Here is a 14,839-nt window from a genome sequence, read left to right on the forward strand (position 1 = left end):
TAACCAGCATGAACATGCCAATTTTAACACAGTTTGGAAATTCTGAACAATCAATGACTAGCTTGGAGATTTCAGAGCTTGTTAATTCAGAACACCCGCATGTGCGCACCTCAATTGAGCGCCTAGTTAAGCGTGGAGTAATACAACTTCCCCCAATGCGTAAAGTTGAAAATAATCAATCACTTAGTCCAAATAAATATACAAATGTTTATGTTTTTTCTGGTGAGCAAGGAAAATTAGACTCAATCACTGTAGTTGCTCAGCTTTGTCCAGAGTTTACGGCAGCACTGGTAAGGCGCTGGTATGAGCTGGAAAACCAAAACGCTGTGCGACTACCTCAAACATTTGCTGAAGCACTTCAACTTGCAGCAGATCAGGCGCGCCAATTAGAACTCGCAGCACCAAAAGTTCAATATTTTGACAGCGTTGCGGATCGAAAAAATCTTCTTAATGCCACACAAGTTGGTCAAAAGTTCGGCATGTCTGCAAAAGTCTTAAATAAAACTTTAGAGGATTTTAAGGTTTACAACAAAGCAATCAAGCGCAGCCGTGTATTTCAGCAATGGTTTATTGATCGTGGCTTTGGTGAATTAAAACAAACCGAATCAGGACACCCTCAAGCCATGTTCACCACCATTGGAGAGCAATGGATTCATGAGCAGTTTGTAAGTGAGGGGGTTATTTAATGAGCATGCTTAACCATCAAATGGTTGCTCTAATTGACACAATGAACGATAGGCCTATTGCTTTTAATCGCCACTATGTCGCGCTTGGTTGCGGTATCAATGGCGCTCTCATGTTGTCTCAGATGGTGTATTGGTCAAAGCGCACCAAAGACCGTAATGGTTTTTTCTATAAGACTCAGGATGAATGGGAGGAAGAAACTGGCCTTGGTCGTCGTGAACAGGAAACCGCTCGTAAAAAATTGCGTGAGCTTGGTTTTGTGTCTGAACATAAGCGCGGTGTGCCTTGCAAAGTCCACTTCAAGGTCGAGCATGATGCACTTTATGCTGCTCTTATTCAGTATGCACAAAACAGCCAATCCAGTATGGCGGATTCCGCCAAACTAGAATGTACGAATCCGCCAAACAGTAATGGCGGAAAGCGACAAACTAATACAGAGAATACAGCAGAGACTACATCAGAGAATACCAATATATATAAGGAGAAATTCAACTTTGCTGATGCTCTGGTTTCTCAAGGGGTAGATCAAAAGCTTATCTCTGAATACATGGAAGTTCGTAAAGCGAAGAAAGCTGTTAATTCAGAAACAGCATTCAAGTCTCTTATCTCTGAACAACAAAAATCTGGTCTCACTTTAAATCAGGTTATTGAACACTGTGTTGTGAACTCATGGAAGGGATTTAAGGCGGAGTGGATTAAGAGTTCAAATCAAGCCAAACCAAAGCAACAACGTGAACAAGCATGGGCCGATTACTACGCAAAACGAAATCAGCAGCAGCCGAACAACATCATTGATGTGATTGAGGTGCAGCATGACTAATTTCTTTTTTGGCCCACAGCAAGCCCAGCAGCTTATTGACACTATGCGCGTCATTCACGGAAACCTGTTTACACATCAAATGGGTAACGTGTCACCTGATCAAGTTGAAACTATCATCATAGGTGCGATGGTTGGCGTGTCAGAGGCTCAATTCCACTTCGGATTAGCACAACTAAGCACACAGCCTTATTGCCCGTCTATCGCGCAATTTAGAGCGTTATGTGTATCTGGTTCTTGGTGGTCAATTGATGAAGCTTGGGCGCGCGTCTGCGAATACACCAAAGACCGCAAAAAAAACAAGATTACCACTCTGGCTAAATACGCTTTTGACCAAGTTGAATACCTAATCAACATGGGGCAGATGAAAGAAGCTCAAAATCAATTTAAAGGGATTTATAACGCCAATCTACTCAAGGCACAGGTTAGTGGTAAATCACAGGAGTTTTACAAAGCACCTTTGCAGATCGGAATGAAGCAAATCGCTGAGGAAAAAACCACGGCACAAAAAGTAGGATTAAACGAAGAACAGCAGTTGATTTTGACTATGACTAACCGATTGCGTGAGCAGGGCATGACACCAAAAGAGGCGTTTGTTCAAGCACAAATTGCAATTCGTGGTGAGGTTAAGAAAGCAAACAAGTTTGAGCATGCTGAACACGACTTGGAAATGAAATCTGATTCTGATTATTGGCCTGACCCGTTTGATGATTTTGAAAAATACAAAGCGGCTTTGCGGGCTGAGCAAAAACCATTGCCGAATGCGGTGCGTTTTTTGGATGAACAAGTAGGGGGTGGGGTGTGAAGAAACCAAATAAACCTAAATTTATCGAAACCGAATTGGGGCGCGAAAAGCTTTGTATTCAATGCGATGAATACTGGCCATTGGATAGTGAGTTTTGGTTTACGTACTCAGGAAAGCCAAAAAGAGATGGCACTAAGAGCACTTGTTATGAAGCTGCATGCAAGAGCTGCTACTACATTCGATATAAGCCTCAGCGATTACAGCGTCCTAAAAACGCAATCCGTTCATGCCATGAGAAAGGGTGTGCACCATGAAAAAGCGCAATAAGAAATATAACCCGAACAAAATCGGAAACCTGTATCAATCACAGGCTAATCAAACTCATGTGCTCGAAATGACTTTCAATATTGATGAAGTGAACGACAGCATTGATACATGGCGTGAAGAAAATGACTTGGCTGATAAAGAGCTTACGCCTAAGCACGTGGTTTATGACGTATATCACGGTGATCTGATTATCTGTCTTAAAAACCTATTGATTCCGCTTGAGCAAGAGTGGTTTTTAGGTGTGGATTCACATTATTACTCAGTCGAAAAAGATGAAGTTTTAACAGTGCCAACGCAGTTCCAAATGCCAAAAAATGAGTTTTGAGCAATTCCGTTTTGGTTGTGATTTAAAAGTGGATCGTGGTGCAGGAATTAAAACGCGTTGGAAAGGCATTAACGATGAATTAAACATTGCTCTTGAGCAAGAAGTTCCGCTAGGTTTTGAGCGTGTGCGTAGTGATGCGCTGCTTCGTGTAGAAACGGCTTTTAACAATGTATCTGACTATCTGTATTTCAAACAAGCAAAGTTGCTTAGAACGCAAGGAGTAGCGGCATGACCACAACTACAAACAACCTAATCGAGCAAGTGGGTGGCATTGAAAAGGCAAAGGCGATTGTGGAGGGTGCGCCTGAGGAGGCAAGTCATACCAACTTAACACCTAATTATTTCAAAAACATTAGATATAAAGATTGTGAGATGTGGAATCCATATGATCAAAATTGGTTTGAAACTGATGTTTTTAGTTTTGATGTTTTTATTTCAATTAACGACCTCCGCACCGCCATTGAACACCACTATTACGGACGATCTGAGGCGGAAGAACTTGCAGCTTATGCAGAGTTAAGCCATGAGAAAATTGAAGGTGATGGAGTTATGAAATTAACCAAAATTCAACGTGCTGAATTAAAGCAAAAATTTGGCGGTCATTGTGCTTATTGTGGCGAATTGCTTGGTGATAAATGGCATGCGGATCATTTGATTGCGGTCGTACGTGACATTGAAACTGGTAAGCCATCTAAACCTGAAAATGATGTTATTGAGAATCTTGTACCAGCTTGCACAGCATGCAATCACAACAAGCGATCAATGTCGCTAGAGGCTTGGCGTGATTTGCTTGCTCACTATCGAGATGTTCAGGTTATTAGGGATTGCTCCCAAGTGCGTCATTTAGTTCGTTTTGGGTTGGTTAAATTCATACAAGAGCCAATAGTTTTTTATTTTGAAAAGATGGGGATTCCTCAAGCAATCTTGGAGGCGGAACGTCATGGATAAACAAATGACTTTTGATGAATATTGCAAGAAAAATCAACATTCAAGAAATTGCACAAGACTTGAAGCATTTTCGATGGGTCAGAGATCAAGACAGGCTGAGATTGATCGGCTTGAAGAATGGAATTCAAATCAAGCTCAAAGCATTAAAACTTATCAAGGCGAAGACAAGGATCTAAAAGCTTTGCTTCAAAAATTGATTGATGATGAGTACACAACCATGCGGCCAAGTATGGCTTATGAGATTCAGAAAGCTTTGCGAGGTGAGCATGAATAGCGAATCCATTTCATACGTCTGTTTGATTATCTTGCTTTTAGCTTGGTGGTTCAAAGAGCCATTAACCAAATTGATTGGGGGTTAAATGCAAATTCCTAAACCCCTCATCATCGGCATTGATCCAGACTTAGAAAAATCAGGGGTGGCCATCTTAGGACAGTCATTTGAGCTGAAGAATTTGACCTTTGCTGAAACTGTTGAGTTATTTCGCAGTCACCAAGATCAGATTAAGAAAGTGGTGATCGAGGCAGGGTGGCATAACAAGAAGGCTAACTTTAGAACAGGCGGGAATCATTCGAGACAAGTTAGTGAGCAAATATCACGTCGTGTTGGTTTGAATCATGCGACAGGTATTTTACTTTCTGAAATGGCTGAATCATTGGGTTTGGCAGTGGTGCTGGTAAGACCAACCAAAACCAAAAAGAATTCAGAAGAATTTAATCGCATTACTGGCTGGCAAGGTCGAACGAATCAAGAGCAGCGTGATGCGGGTATGTTGATTTGGGGGATGGGATGATGGATAGAAACGAAATGATCGTGTTGGTTGCATTTCTTTTCACGATGATGATTTTGGGTGTATTTGGGAAATAAGGGTCAATTATGAATGCAGCGGTGAGAATTGAAACGATGGATTGGAGCAAGTTTACAGCCGAGGATTGGTTTAAACAGTATGGCGCATACGTTTTAATCAATCGCATGAAAAGCGGCAATGAGCCTGATAGTCTTGGTGTGAATCAAATTTACTGGATGATATGTGAAAATAATAAAGGTGTAGCATTGCGGAAAGACCAGATCATTTGTGAAATAAGTGATTTTGAAGCTGAAGAAGTGCGCAAGTGGATTGTGGATTTTAAGAAAACATCAAGAGTTTGTGAATCTGCTAAGCGTGCAGTTATGCTGTTTATTGAAAAAAATATGCGTAATCTATCTGACCGAAGAATGGAAATAGAGTTTAAGTTGGGGCGTAACTGTTTAAGAAGCATGGTGAGCTGTGGTGCTTTCTATGTTTCAGGTCATGATAAAAGATTAAGAATCGAATAGTGTTTGACTGGCATGCCACGATATGGCATATTTCTGTTACAGTGGACGAAGTTATAGTAATTCACTACCGTTTTGCAGTTTCCATACCCACTGACTCCATCTCGTGGGTATTTTTTTGTCTGAATACTCATGGGGCTTACATGGAAAATCGTTGGCATTCTGATCAAGAAAACAATATGCGTCCTGATGTAAAAGCTTTACCTTGTCCTTGGTGTGGTGAAGGTTCAGAGCAGTTTATTGTTATTGATTCTAAGATCATGAATTTCGAGGTTTGTGGAGAAAAACAAACTCAATGGAGTGCACAAGCAAGCTGTCATGAATGTGGTGCATCTTCTCCAAGTAGTGATATTGGACCATGGCCACATCCACTGGAAGATGAATACAATCAATTGGATTGGGAAAATGAGCGTGAAGTCGTGAATTTTGCAGTCAAGGTTTGGAATTGTAGACAATAGGCTCACAGAAATGTGGGCTTTTTTGTTGTCTAAAATTTTATAAAGGTGCTTGTGACATACACAAGTGATCAATTGAGGATCGACTCATGAAAGACTGTTAGCTTTAAAAGAACTTGGATTTGTGACGCTGTGCAATTTGCTCAGCTATAAGCGCAAACGGTGGGATGCAGAAACCAGCCGTATAAATCGGTTTGAATCCAATGTGATTTCGTCACACATTGAGTTAGCCTCAGAGCCTCAAATTGTGGGTGACTCCCCGACCAATGGAATTGAAAGACACAAAGCAAATCAATAGCTAACTTTGAGATGTTTGTCGTGTTGAGTAGCGGTAGATCAGTTGCCGAGTTGATCAATATCGTAATCTAAGGCAAGGATGTGGCTGATCACCACGTCCTTTTTTTGCGCCATTAGCTCAGTTGGTAAGAGCCGTTTTGGGTCGTAGGTTCAAGTCCTACATGGCGCACTAATATTCAAGAGATCAATATGCTTAGATTATTGAAACAATTGTTCTGCGTTCACGAATATGAGTACGAATCAGATATTTTTGTGCAAATTGAATGCCGTAAGTGTGGCAAATTGAAAAAGTAACCCCGCCACTTCGGTGGCATTTTGCTGAACGTATTACGGCACATAACCCTGCTCAACTAAATAACTGAGTGGGGTTTTTCTTTTCTTATTGGTGGTGGTCATGGTTGATCGTGTAGAAGCATATAAAAACTTAGAAATACTTAAAGCAAACCAAGCGCGGTTAATGAATTACAACCATCTCTTTTCAAGCCATGCATTTAAACAAGACTGTATTGGTGAGTTAAGAAAGATTGGCAAACAGATTGCAAGCATAGAGAAGCAGCTCAATGCGAAGTCCTAAGCGGCTGGCTGAGATCAGAAAGCTTCCGTGTGTAAGGTGCGGTAATCCTAATTCACAAGCTGCTCACAGTAATTCAGCAAAGCATGGTAAAGGCAGGGGAATCAAAAGTTCTGACCTATTTGTAATTCCCCTTTGCTTTAAATGCCATGCTGCGTTTGATCGGTTTGAGTTGGGTAATCGGGCAGAAAGTGAAAAGCTATTCGAACAATGGCTAGTCAAGACTGAGTTGATGGTGGGTAAAAGGGATGAAGAATACTTTTAAACTCGAACCTGCAACATTCGTCATTAAGTCGTTTGAAGAAGTGGGTAAAGCAATTGCCTACATGCATAGACATCATGCGAATGCGTTAAGTGATGGCAAGCCTTTAGTTGTTCGGATAGATCAAAAGCAAGAAGATCGAAGCAAGGCGCAGAACAGACTTTATTGGCTATGGGTGTCGCAGTGGGCAAAACATCAGGGCACCGATAAAGACACAGAGCATTTATTTTTCAAGAAGCAATTCCTAGCACGTATTTATCATCGTGATGATGTGGGTCAATACAGAAAGACGTTTGCAGCAGTCAAGGTTTTGAAAGATCAAAAGCACCCGCAATACCAACAAGTGGCAGATGGCTTGAATGAATTGATTAGCACAACGGATGCAACGATCGATCAGTTCACCGAGTATTTGAATGACATTCATGCATTTTGTAATAAACATGGGTGTTGGTTGAATACACCTGATGATTTGATGTATTTGAGGGAATAACTATGGCATGTGAAGGTTGTGAACAACGCAGACAAAAACTAAAGGCAATGTATGACAACTCAAAAGAATCCATCACAAAAGCAATTGCTCGACTTACTAACCGAGATCGTAAAGCAGAATAATCAAGTGTTGCAGCAGAACAGTCAGCTTATTCAGATGCTGGTAACACAGAGCAGTCAGATACAGGAGCTGTTGCTCCAGTTAAATCCCGACGAGGACGAGCCAAGCCAACATGAGTACCTTGATTCATGAAACTCCCGAGACTCCAAACCAAATTGCAGGCAATGACACCGAAGGCAAATAGGTGGTGATATGAGCAACACTCCATCATGGCGCAGCGACAAGCGAACATCAAGCGAACGTGGATATAACTCAAGATGGCGCAAGGCCAGAGAGTCGTATCTAAGGTCACATCCTTTGTGTGTCATGTGTGAAGAACAAAATAAGATTGTGGTTGCAACCGTAGTCAATCACATCATTCCGCATAAGGGTGATCAGTCTTTGTTTTGGGATAAGAGCAACTGGCAAGCGGTGTGCAAATTACATCATGACTCCACCATTCAGAGACAAGAAAAGCGTGAAGTAATCATTGGTTGTGATGAGCGTGGTATTCCGCTTGATCCTAATCATCACTGGAATAAATAGAACAAAATCAATTAGATGGTGGGGGATGGGTATTCTTCAGGAGTTTTGCCTTTAGGAACCGCCCCCGAAACTCACTTTTAGTTCTATTGGGATTTTAAAGGCTGGAACACATGGCGGGAAGAAAGCGGTCAGACAGCACTCATGTCAAAACGCAATTAGTAGATGATCAGGATATTGCACCACCAGGACACGTTCAACTTCGAGATATTGACATGCCGTTTTGGTATGCACTTGTGCGCGCGCGCGTAAAGGAAAGTTGGAACACGGTAGACCTGCAACATGCAGCAAACCTAGCTCGCTGTCAGGCAGACATTGAGCGCATCCAGCAAGAGATTCTTGAGGAGGGTGACACGCTAACCAATGATCGTGGGACGGTTGTTCTAAACCCTAAGCATTCGCTACTGGAAACGCTTAGTCGCAGATCAATCGCACTGTCAAAACATATTCAAGTTCATGCAGTGGCAACGGTTGGTGAGTCAGACAAGCAACGCGGGAAAAACTCAGCAGCAGCGAAAGGCAGACAGACTGCTGAAAAAACCAAAGAATCAGATGATTTACTGGCTCGACCGAGCTGATTTTTTTAATGCCTATCGTCTTATAGGTGGAATGTATGACACGCGGTGAACGAGTAATTGCATTTATCGAAAGATACTGCAAAGCACCAGAGGGTGCGCATGTTGGTCAGCCGATCATTCTTGAGGATTTTCAAAAGAAATTTATTTTGGATGTTTATGACAATCCGCATGGAACACACACAGCAATTTTGAGCATCGCACGAAAGAATGGTAAAACCGCTTTAATCGCAGGCATCCTTTTAGCTCACTTGATTGGCCCAGAAGCAAAGCAGAACAGCCAGATCGTCAGTGGCGCATTGTCGCGAGATCAGGCAGCCATTGTTTTCAAACTGGCCGTGAAGATGATTAATCTGAATGAAGACTTGCAAGACTTGGTTCATATCATTCCATCGACAAAAACGCTCGTAGGCTTGGCGAAAAACGTCGAGTTCAGGGCGTTATCAGCAGAAGGAAAAACAACACACGGTCTATCGCCTATTTTGGCAATTCTTGATGAAACGGGACAGGTAAAAGGGCCGCAAGATGAATTTGTTGATGCGGTGGTGACAGCTCAGGGCGCACATGAAGCACCACTCTTGATGGTGATTAGTACGCAGGCTGCCACTGATGCAGACCTGCTGAGTATCTGGATTGATGATGCGCTAAAGGGTGAAGATCCAAAGACAGTGTGCCACCTATACACCACACCAATGGATAGCGATATTTTAGATAAGAACTCATGGAAGCTATCCAATCCAGCATTGGGCAAGTTTAGGTCGGAGCCTGATATGCAAAAATTAGCAGAAAAGGCCAGTCGGATGCCGAGTGCTGAAAACACTTTCCGAAACCTAAACTTGAATCAGCGTGTTTCCACCGTGTCACCGTTTATTGCCAAACAGACTTGGGATACATGCCTTGATGAATTACCGCCAATTTATGAGTGTGATGAAGTATGGGCAGGACTGGATTTGTCGGCTCGTACCGACTTGACTGCTTGCGTGTTTTTAGGAAAAAAAGACAACAAGTTTTATGTTTACCCGTATATCTGGACTCCAAGTATTGGACTAGATGACAGAGCAAAACGTGACCGTGTGCCGTACGACCTGTTTGTGAAACAAGGGCACATGTTCACCACGCCAGGCGCAACTGTAGATTATGGTTTTGTGGCACAAATGATTGGTGAAATAGCATCTGAGTTAAAAATACTTCATTCGATTGCATTTGATAGATGGCGTATTGATGTGTTTAAGAAGGAGTGCGACCTAATAGGCTTAGAGTTGCCACTAGTCCCATTTGGACAGGGATTTAAAGACATGTCTCCAGCGTTAGATACATTAGAAGCTGAACTGTTAAATGCCAGGATTGTGCATAACGACAACCCTGTTTTGGAGCTTGCAGCAGCAAATGCTGTAGTGGTTAAGGATCCAGCAGGCGGTCGAAAACTGGATAAATCAAAAGCCACTAACCGAATTGACCCTATCGTGGCCCTAGCAATGGCCTGTGGTGTTTCCAATTTTAAAGATGAAACAGTCAACTATGACATTGACGGATATTTAGAGGACATCGTGATAGCATGAGCGACTTACAAGACACGGGATTCTGGTCTCGCTTCTGGTCACGATTGACTGGAAAAACTCAATTAAAGAAAGGGGATGCTTCCTATCCGGTAGATAGTTACATGTCTTCTGGTGGTGCGGTGGTCAGCCCTGAAACATCCCTGAAGTTATCGGCAGTTTGGGCATGTGTAAAACTACGCGCTGAAACTATTTCAACATTGCCACTTCACCTATACGACACTGAAAAAAAGATTGCCAAGGACCACGAACTGTATCGAATCTTGCATGATTCACCCAATGCAGATATGTGCGCCAGTGAATTTTGGCAGATTCAATCTGCATGCTTAGATTTATGGGGTAATGCGTACAGTTATATTGCTCGCCGCAATAATCGCAGTGTTATTTCTTTAGAGCCATTGTTTCCTAGTGAAATGGTTAAAAAGCGCCTGAAAGACGGAAGCTTTGAATACCATTACACGGAAAACGGCAAAGTTAAGATCTATACCGATGATGAAATTCTGCACTTTAAGGGATTTACTTTGGATGGTTATGTGGGCTTATCGGCAATTCAGTTTTTTGCACAGACGATTGGTATGCAGTTTGATGCAAATAATCAGGCGCAGGACTGGTTCAAGAATGGCTTGAAGGTCGGTGGTTTTCTTGAGAGTGGAGAAACAACGCTAACCAAAGAGCAGCGCCATTCTTTACGTGAAAGCCTTTCTATGTTCAGCCGACCCGAGAATGCTGGAAAATACATGGTGCTTGAGGCAGGAATGAAAGTGGCTAGTGCTGCAAATATCCGAATTAATCCGGTTGATGCACAGCTTCTTGAAAGTCGTTATTTCGGTATTGAGGAAATTTGTCGGGCCTTTGGTGTGCCGCCTCAACTGATTGGACACACAAACAAAGCCAGCTCATGGGCATCAAGCCTTGAACAAACCAATCAGGGCTTTCTTACTTACTCATTAAACCCACAACTGGTTCGATATGAGCAGACAATCGCTCGGAAGTTGTTGCTACCACACGAGAAGTATCTTTATCGCCCTAAATTTGCGGTTGATGGGTTGCTACGTGCCAACAATACAGCAAGAGCTGACTTCTACGTGAAGATGACTCAGAATGGCCTATACACCCGCAATGAAGTGCGAGAGCTTGAGGATATGCCAAGGGCTGATGATCCAACCGCAGACAAGTTGATGGTTCAGATGCAAATGGTCCCATTGGGCGCCGAAAAAGGTGAAACAAATGAATAGAAAAAGTTTTAATTTAGATATTAAAGCCGTCCAAGAGGACGGTTTTTTTTCGGGTTACGGTGCGGTTTTTGGGAATCTGGACTGGTACAACGACATTATTTTGCCGGGTGCATTTAAGAATACGCTGGCCAAGTGGTCTGACAAGGGGAAATTCCCGCCAGTGCTATGGAATCACAGCACCAATGAGCCTATCGGGGTTTATACCAAGCTGGTCGAAGATGAAAAAGGCTTGTATGTCGAAGGTAAATTACTGGTTGATGATGTTCCAAAAGCAAAGTCTACACATGCTCTTTTAAAGGCTGGTGCAATCGATGGTCTAAGCATTGGCTACCGCACAGTTAAATCCAGCTACAACGAAAACACAGATATTCGTGAGTTGATTGAGTTGGATTTGGGTGAAATCTCAATTGTCACCACGCCAGCCAATGAGAAAAGCACAGTTATTTCTGTGAAATCCAAATTAGAAGAAGGCGAACTGCCAACTTTACCTGAATTTGAAAAGTTCCTGAGAGAGTCAGGCTTTTCAAAAACGCAAGCCACTGCAATCGCTGGCAAGGGTCTGCGCCATCTTTTGAGCGAGTCTGAAGATGAAAAACTACAAGCGAAATCTATTTCTACCGCATTAAATATTTTAAGAGGAAGTCAAAATGACTGATCAAAATTTAGAACAACTCGCTCAAGAGTTTAAAAAACAAGTCGATGAAGTTAAAGGTATTGCTGAAGACTTCAAAGGCAAGCGTGAGCATGGCGACAAAATTGCCGAAGGCGCAAAGCAGGCTGCAGATGAAGCAATCACTAAATTAAACGAGCTTAAAGCTCGCATCGATGAAGTTGAGCAGAAAGCTGCCCGTCGCCCGCATGAAGGTAATGAAGAGGTTAAATCTCTTGGTCGTCAATTTGTGGAATCTGATCAGTTTAAATCACTGGTTGGTTCGGCTGGACAGCGCGGCAAAGCAAACCTTGAAATTAAAGCCACCATTACTTCAGCAACCACGGATGCTGCGGGTTCGGCTGGCGATCTAGTACAAGCCACACGCATTCCAGGCATTATTGCTCCACAGGATCGTAAGCTTACGATTCGTGACCTGTTGATGCAGGGTCGCATGGATGGTAATGCTCTTGAATTTGTTCAAGAAACTGGCTTCACAAACAACGCTGGAATGGTTGCTGAGGGTGCGAAAAAACCTGAATCGGATATCAAATTCGATCTTAAATCGACTACCGCAAAAGTTATTGCTCATTACATGAAGGCATCACGCCAAATCTTGGATGATGCATCACAATTGCAGTCGTACATTGATGGTCGCTTACGCTACGGCTTGGCTTTCAAAGAAGAACAGCAAATTTTAAATGGTGATGGTACTGGTCAAAACTTGTTAGGTATTATTCCGCAAGCATCTGCCTATGTTCGCCCTACAGGTGTAACCACTACAGCAGAAAGCAAGCTTGATACTCTGCGCTTCGCAATGCTTCAGGCAATTCTTGCTGAATACCCTGCAAGCGGCCATGTGCTAAACCCGATTGACTGGGCTGCAATCGAAACCCTGAAAGACACATCTGGTCAGTACATCATTGGCAATCCACAAGGCAACTTAAACCCGACTCTGTGGGGTCTTCCGGTTGCAGAAACACAGGCGATTGCTGCGGGTAAATTCCTGACTGGTGCCTTCTCAATGGGTGCTCAAATCTTTGATCGCTGGCAGTCTCGTGTAGAGGTGGCAACTGAGAACGAAGATGATTTCGTTAAGAACTTAGTAACCATTCTTGCGGAAGAGCGTCTGGCGCTTGCTGTGTATCGTCCTGAAGCATTTATATATGGAGATATTACTCCAGCAGTTGCTGGCGGTTAATCCAAAATCCAATAAGGGCCAAATTGCTGGCCCTTATTTATTAGGAGATAGTCATGACTGAGTACGACGTTAAGCGTGAGCACTATGGCGATAAGTATTACCAAACTGGTGACAAACGCACAGCTAATCCAGCGGATGTAAAGCACTTAGTAGATAAAGGTGTTTTGGTTGAACCTGTGGAAGAACCAAAACCTAAAACAACCAAAACCACAGCAAAACGGGCGAAACCAGAATGATTGATCTCGCAAAAGCTAAGTTGCATTGTCATGTAGATCATGATGATGAAGATACTTTGATACAGACATATATCGATGCTGCCAATGAGCAAATTCAAATAAACCTAGATCGCAAAGTTATCGCAACCGAGGCTGAGCGAGTAAATGAAAACGATCTAGTTGATAACAGCTTGCTTGATGCTGCTCGACTTCTCTACGTGGGGCATCTGTATAAAAACCGAGAGGCAACATCTCAAGGGATTACTGAGTTGCCACTTGGTTACTGGAACTGCATCCAGCCTTATCGTGATATGGGGGTGTGATATGTCCCAACGTGCAGGCGAACTATGCCACCGTGTGACGATTCAGCATAAAACCACGACCTATGATGAATACAACTATGAAACCGAAGCTTGGATTGAATATAAAAAGCTTTGGGGCAAGCTTGAATTTCTATCTGTTAAAGACTCCATTAATGCCAAAGCTGCAGGATCAGAAACAACAGCGAGGCTAAAACTACGCAAGCGTGATGATATTGACTCAAGCATGCGTGTTTTATTCGATGGACAGACTTTCCAGATTGTATCACCACCTAAACCTGACAACGAGAATGGTCGTATTTACATGACGCTGGAGTTGTCGTTAGTGGAGTAAGCCATGTCAGTAGAATTCAATATTGAAGGATTGGATGAGGTTCAAGAAAAACTTAAAAGACTTGGCAATCCTCGCTTGATGAAGAACGCTGCTCGACGTTCTGCTCGTAAAGCTATGGCGATTGTCCGGGATGCGGCAAGGGCCAATGCAAAAACTCTGGATGATCCAGAAACCGCAGAAAAGATCTGGAAAAACATTGCTATTGCTGCGGGGAAAACACGAAACCCGAATGAAGTGGTGATGCGTGTCGGTGTTCGTGGTGGTGCGTCATTCTCAAACAAAAATCCACCTAAAACACCAGGTGGCGACACTCGACATTGGCGCTTTATTGAGTACCCAAGTGCCAACAATCCAGGCACACCATTCATGCGCCCAGCACTGCAAAACAACATCCAAGCCGTGACCAATAGCTTTGCTGAAAACTTCAATAAAGAAATCGACAAGGAACTCGCAAAATTATGAACATTTTACCCGTAGTTCCGACGCTGAAATTGGCTTCAGCGGTCACAACATTGCTCGGCACTAATCCTTTAAGAGTATTTGAAGATGTAGCGCCACACAAAACGCCATATCCCTATGCAGTCTGGTCAGTGGTCACAGCCAATCCTGAAAACCACTTGGATTGCCCAGCCGCTATAGACCATGTTTCATTTCAGATTGTAGTTTACGACACTCAGCAGAAAAGAGCATCCGATATCCGTGCTGCAATCAGAAAGGCTTTAGACCCACACTGTTATGTCACCAATATTCACCCAAACCATTTCGAACGCATAGCTGATACCAATATTTTTGGTCGCGGCTTTGATGCGAATTGGTTTTTGGATAGATAGTTAGTTGTTGTTTTATATTAAATTATCTTTAATTTTGGTATAATAAATA

At 42.8% G+C, this 14,839-nt stretch carries 24 protein-coding genes and 1 tRNA gene; all 25 read left to right on the forward strand.

The window, feature by feature from the left end:
* Positions 1 to 8 precede the first annotated feature (8 nt).
* The 25 genes from BEN71_RS06895 (at position 9) to BEN71_RS07020 (ending at position 14,790) form a co-directional block, all read left to right on the forward strand.
* Positions 9 to 686, forward strand: a complete 678-nt coding sequence (locus BEN71_RS06895) for a phage antirepressor KilAC domain-containing protein (RefSeq protein WP_406565268.1) — start codon at positions 9 to 11, stop codon at positions 684 to 686.
* The gene (locus BEN71_RS06900; RefSeq protein ID WP_068975875.1) at positions 686 to 1,504 is read left to right on the forward strand and encodes a hypothetical protein; all 819 of its coding nucleotides are present in this window, start codon (positions 686 to 688) and stop codon (positions 1,502 to 1,504) included. Before BEN71_RS06895 ends, BEN71_RS06900 begins: the two co-directional genes overlap by 1 nt.
* Positions 1,497 to 2,306 (forward strand): hypothetical protein, encoded by an 810-nt coding sequence (locus BEN71_RS06905; protein WP_117276777.1) that lies wholly within the window; start codon positions 1,497 to 1,499, stop codon positions 2,304 to 2,306. Before BEN71_RS06900 ends, BEN71_RS06905 begins: the two co-directional genes overlap by 8 nt.
* 250 nt (positions 2,307 to 2,556) lie before the next feature.
* Positions 2,557 to 2,898, forward strand: coding sequence for a hypothetical protein (locus BEN71_RS19315; RefSeq protein ID WP_068975315.1), 342 nt, complete (start codon positions 2,557 to 2,559; stop codon positions 2,896 to 2,898).
* The gene (locus BEN71_RS19320; RefSeq protein ID WP_068975314.1) at positions 2,888 to 3,130 is read left to right on the forward strand and encodes a hypothetical protein; all 243 of its coding nucleotides are present in this window, start codon (positions 2,888 to 2,890) and stop codon (positions 3,128 to 3,130) included. Before BEN71_RS19315 ends, BEN71_RS19320 begins: the two co-directional genes overlap by 11 nt.
* 317 nt (positions 3,131 to 3,447) lie before the next feature.
* Positions 3,448 to 3,846 carry an HNH endonuclease gene (locus BEN71_RS06920; protein ID WP_117276793.1) on the forward strand — a complete coding sequence of 133 codons (399 nt, stop codon included), beginning with the start codon at positions 3,448 to 3,450 and terminating at the stop codon, positions 3,844 to 3,846.
* 4 nt (positions 3,847 to 3,850) lie between these two features.
* Positions 3,851 to 4,120 (forward strand): hypothetical protein, encoded by a 270-nt coding sequence (locus BEN71_RS06925; RefSeq protein WP_152033033.1) that lies wholly within the window; start codon positions 3,851 to 3,853, stop codon positions 4,118 to 4,120.
* A gap of 85 nt (positions 4,121 to 4,205) precedes the next feature.
* A complete protein-coding gene (locus tag BEN71_RS06930) occupies positions 4,206 to 4,637 on the forward strand; it encodes a RuvC family protein (protein WP_068975312.1) in 432 nt (143 codons plus the stop codon).
* 83 nt (positions 4,638 to 4,720) lie between these two features.
* A complete protein-coding gene (locus tag BEN71_RS06935) occupies positions 4,721 to 5,161 on the forward strand; it encodes a hypothetical protein (RefSeq protein ID WP_068975311.1) in 441 nt (146 codons plus the stop codon).
* Between the two features lie 140 nt (positions 5,162 to 5,301).
* Complete coding sequence (locus BEN71_RS06940) at positions 5,302 to 5,616, forward strand: hypothetical protein (protein ID WP_068975310.1); 315 nt, start codon at positions 5,302 to 5,304, stop codon at positions 5,614 to 5,616.
* A gap of 401 nt (positions 5,617 to 6,017) precedes the next feature.
* Positions 6,018 to 6,079: transfer RNA gene (locus BEN71_RS06945), tRNA-OTHER, on the forward strand.
* A gap of 225 nt (positions 6,080 to 6,304) precedes the next feature.
* On the forward strand, positions 6,305 to 6,484 hold the full coding sequence (locus BEN71_RS06950; RefSeq protein ID WP_068975309.1) for a hypothetical protein: 180 nt from the start codon (positions 6,305 to 6,307) through the stop codon (positions 6,482 to 6,484).
* Positions 6,471 to 6,746 carry a DUF968 domain-containing protein gene (locus BEN71_RS06955; RefSeq protein ID WP_068975308.1) on the forward strand — a complete coding sequence of 92 codons (276 nt, stop codon included), beginning with the start codon at positions 6,471 to 6,473 and terminating at the stop codon, positions 6,744 to 6,746. Before BEN71_RS06950 ends, BEN71_RS06955 begins: the two co-directional genes overlap by 14 nt.
* Positions 6,730 to 7,233 (forward strand): hypothetical protein, encoded by a 504-nt coding sequence (locus BEN71_RS06960; protein WP_068975307.1) that lies wholly within the window; start codon positions 6,730 to 6,732, stop codon positions 7,231 to 7,233. The genes BEN71_RS06955 and BEN71_RS06960 overlap by 17 nt, the downstream gene beginning before the upstream one ends.
* A gap of 312 nt (positions 7,234 to 7,545) precedes the next feature.
* Positions 7,546 to 7,878: an HNH endonuclease signature motif containing protein gene (locus BEN71_RS06970; RefSeq protein WP_068975306.1), complete on the forward strand. Its 333-nt coding sequence runs from the start codon at positions 7,546 to 7,548 to the stop codon at positions 7,876 to 7,878.
* Between the two features lie 110 nt (positions 7,879 to 7,988).
* Positions 7,989 to 8,453, forward strand: a complete 465-nt coding sequence (locus tag BEN71_RS06975) for a TerS protein (protein ID WP_068975305.1) — start codon at positions 7,989 to 7,991, stop codon at positions 8,451 to 8,453.
* 35 nt (positions 8,454 to 8,488) lie between these two features.
* Positions 8,489 to 10,009, forward strand: coding sequence for a terminase large subunit (locus BEN71_RS06980; RefSeq protein ID WP_068975304.1), 1,521 nt, complete (start codon positions 8,489 to 8,491; stop codon positions 10,007 to 10,009).
* Complete coding sequence (locus BEN71_RS06985) at positions 10,006 to 11,241, forward strand: phage portal protein (RefSeq protein WP_068975303.1); 1,236 nt, start codon at positions 10,006 to 10,008, stop codon at positions 11,239 to 11,241. The genes BEN71_RS06980 and BEN71_RS06985 overlap by 4 nt, the downstream gene beginning before the upstream one ends.
* Positions 11,234 to 11,896, forward strand: a complete 663-nt coding sequence (locus BEN71_RS06990; RefSeq protein ID WP_068975302.1) for an HK97 family phage prohead protease — start codon at positions 11,234 to 11,236, stop codon at positions 11,894 to 11,896. The genes BEN71_RS06985 and BEN71_RS06990 overlap by 8 nt, the downstream gene beginning before the upstream one ends.
* The gene (locus tag BEN71_RS06995) at positions 11,889 to 13,091 is read left to right on the forward strand and encodes a phage major capsid protein (protein WP_086322802.1); all 1,203 of its coding nucleotides are present in this window, start codon (positions 11,889 to 11,891) and stop codon (positions 13,089 to 13,091) included. Before BEN71_RS06990 ends, BEN71_RS06995 begins: the two co-directional genes overlap by 8 nt.
* A 53-nt stretch (positions 13,092 to 13,144) precedes the next feature.
* Positions 13,145 to 13,327, forward strand: a complete 183-nt coding sequence (locus BEN71_RS07000; protein WP_068975300.1) for a hypothetical protein — start codon at positions 13,145 to 13,147, stop codon at positions 13,325 to 13,327.
* Entirely contained in the window at positions 13,324 to 13,629 is a 306-nt protein-coding gene (locus BEN71_RS07005) for a head-tail connector protein (protein ID WP_068975299.1), read from the forward strand. Before BEN71_RS07000 ends, BEN71_RS07005 begins: the two co-directional genes overlap by 4 nt.
* 1 nt (position 13,630) lies before the next feature.
* Positions 13,631 to 13,960, forward strand: a complete 330-nt coding sequence (locus BEN71_RS07010) for a phage head closure protein (protein ID WP_068975298.1) — start codon at positions 13,631 to 13,633, stop codon at positions 13,958 to 13,960.
* 3 nt (positions 13,961 to 13,963) lie between these two features.
* Positions 13,964 to 14,422: an HK97-gp10 family putative phage morphogenesis protein gene (locus tag BEN71_RS07015; protein WP_068975297.1), complete on the forward strand. Its 459-nt coding sequence runs from the start codon at positions 13,964 to 13,966 to the stop codon at positions 14,420 to 14,422.
* Positions 14,419 to 14,790, forward strand: coding sequence for a DUF3168 domain-containing protein (locus BEN71_RS07020; protein WP_068975296.1), 372 nt, complete (start codon positions 14,419 to 14,421; stop codon positions 14,788 to 14,790). Before BEN71_RS07015 ends, BEN71_RS07020 begins: the two co-directional genes overlap by 4 nt.
* Positions 14,791 to 14,839: the final 49 nt, after the last annotated feature.

Origin of the sequence: Acinetobacter wuhouensis (assembly GCF_001696605.3) — a bacterium.
Taxonomy (GTDB): Bacteria; Pseudomonadota; Gammaproteobacteria; order Pseudomonadales; family Moraxellaceae; genus Acinetobacter; species Acinetobacter wuhouensis.

What these genes read in the sequence shown, in the direction of transcription:
- BEN71_RS06895 (WP_406565268.1), top strand. Translation starts at nt 9, where the DNA reads ATGAACATGCCAATTTTAACACAGTTTGGAAATTCTGAACAATCAATG.
- BEN71_RS06900 (WP_068975875.1), top strand. Translation starts at nt 686, where the DNA reads ATGAGCATGCTTAACCATCAAATGGTTGCTCTAATTGACACAATGAAC.
- BEN71_RS06905 (WP_117276777.1), top strand. Translation starts at nt 1,497, where the DNA reads ATGACTAATTTCTTTTTTGGCCCACAGCAAGCCCAGCAGCTTATTGAC.
- BEN71_RS19315 (WP_068975315.1), top strand. Translation starts at nt 2,557, where the DNA reads ATGAAAAAGCGCAATAAGAAATATAACCCGAACAAAATCGGAAACCTG.
- BEN71_RS19320 (WP_068975314.1), top strand. Translation starts at nt 2,888, where the DNA reads ATGAGTTTTGAGCAATTCCGTTTTGGTTGTGATTTAAAAGTGGATCGT.
- BEN71_RS06920 (WP_117276793.1), top strand. Translation starts at nt 3,448, where the DNA reads ATGAAATTAACCAAAATTCAACGTGCTGAATTAAAGCAAAAATTTGGC.
- BEN71_RS06925 (WP_152033033.1), top strand. Translation starts at nt 3,851, where the DNA reads ATGACTTTTGATGAATATTGCAAGAAAAATCAACATTCAAGAAATTGC.
- BEN71_RS06930 (WP_068975312.1), top strand. Translation starts at nt 4,206, where the DNA reads ATGCAAATTCCTAAACCCCTCATCATCGGCATTGATCCAGACTTAGAA.
- BEN71_RS06935 (WP_068975311.1), top strand. Translation starts at nt 4,721, where the DNA reads ATGAATGCAGCGGTGAGAATTGAAACGATGGATTGGAGCAAGTTTACA.
- BEN71_RS06940 (WP_068975310.1), top strand. Translation starts at nt 5,302, where the DNA reads ATGGAAAATCGTTGGCATTCTGATCAAGAAAACAATATGCGTCCTGAT.
- BEN71_RS06950 (WP_068975309.1), top strand. Translation starts at nt 6,305, where the DNA reads ATGGTTGATCGTGTAGAAGCATATAAAAACTTAGAAATACTTAAAGCA.
- BEN71_RS06955 (WP_068975308.1), top strand. Translation starts at nt 6,471, where the DNA reads ATGCGAAGTCCTAAGCGGCTGGCTGAGATCAGAAAGCTTCCGTGTGTA.
- BEN71_RS06960 (WP_068975307.1), top strand. Translation starts at nt 6,730, where the DNA reads ATGAAGAATACTTTTAAACTCGAACCTGCAACATTCGTCATTAAGTCG.
- BEN71_RS06970 (WP_068975306.1), top strand. Translation starts at nt 7,546, where the DNA reads ATGAGCAACACTCCATCATGGCGCAGCGACAAGCGAACATCAAGCGAA.
- BEN71_RS06975 (WP_068975305.1), top strand. Translation starts at nt 7,989, where the DNA reads ATGGCGGGAAGAAAGCGGTCAGACAGCACTCATGTCAAAACGCAATTA.
- BEN71_RS06980 (WP_068975304.1), top strand. Translation starts at nt 8,489, where the DNA reads ATGACACGCGGTGAACGAGTAATTGCATTTATCGAAAGATACTGCAAA.
- BEN71_RS06985 (WP_068975303.1), top strand. Translation starts at nt 10,006, where the DNA reads ATGAGCGACTTACAAGACACGGGATTCTGGTCTCGCTTCTGGTCACGA.
- BEN71_RS06990 (WP_068975302.1), top strand. Translation starts at nt 11,234, where the DNA reads ATGAATAGAAAAAGTTTTAATTTAGATATTAAAGCCGTCCAAGAGGAC.
- BEN71_RS06995 (WP_086322802.1), top strand. Translation starts at nt 11,889, where the DNA reads ATGACTGATCAAAATTTAGAACAACTCGCTCAAGAGTTTAAAAAACAA.
- BEN71_RS07000 (WP_068975300.1), top strand. Translation starts at nt 13,145, where the DNA reads ATGACTGAGTACGACGTTAAGCGTGAGCACTATGGCGATAAGTATTAC.
- BEN71_RS07005 (WP_068975299.1), top strand. Translation starts at nt 13,324, where the DNA reads ATGATTGATCTCGCAAAAGCTAAGTTGCATTGTCATGTAGATCATGAT.
- BEN71_RS07010 (WP_068975298.1), top strand. Translation starts at nt 13,631, where the DNA reads ATGTCCCAACGTGCAGGCGAACTATGCCACCGTGTGACGATTCAGCAT.
- BEN71_RS07015 (WP_068975297.1), top strand. Translation starts at nt 13,964, where the DNA reads ATGTCAGTAGAATTCAATATTGAAGGATTGGATGAGGTTCAAGAAAAA.
- BEN71_RS07020 (WP_068975296.1), top strand. Translation starts at nt 14,419, where the DNA reads ATGAACATTTTACCCGTAGTTCCGACGCTGAAATTGGCTTCAGCGGTC.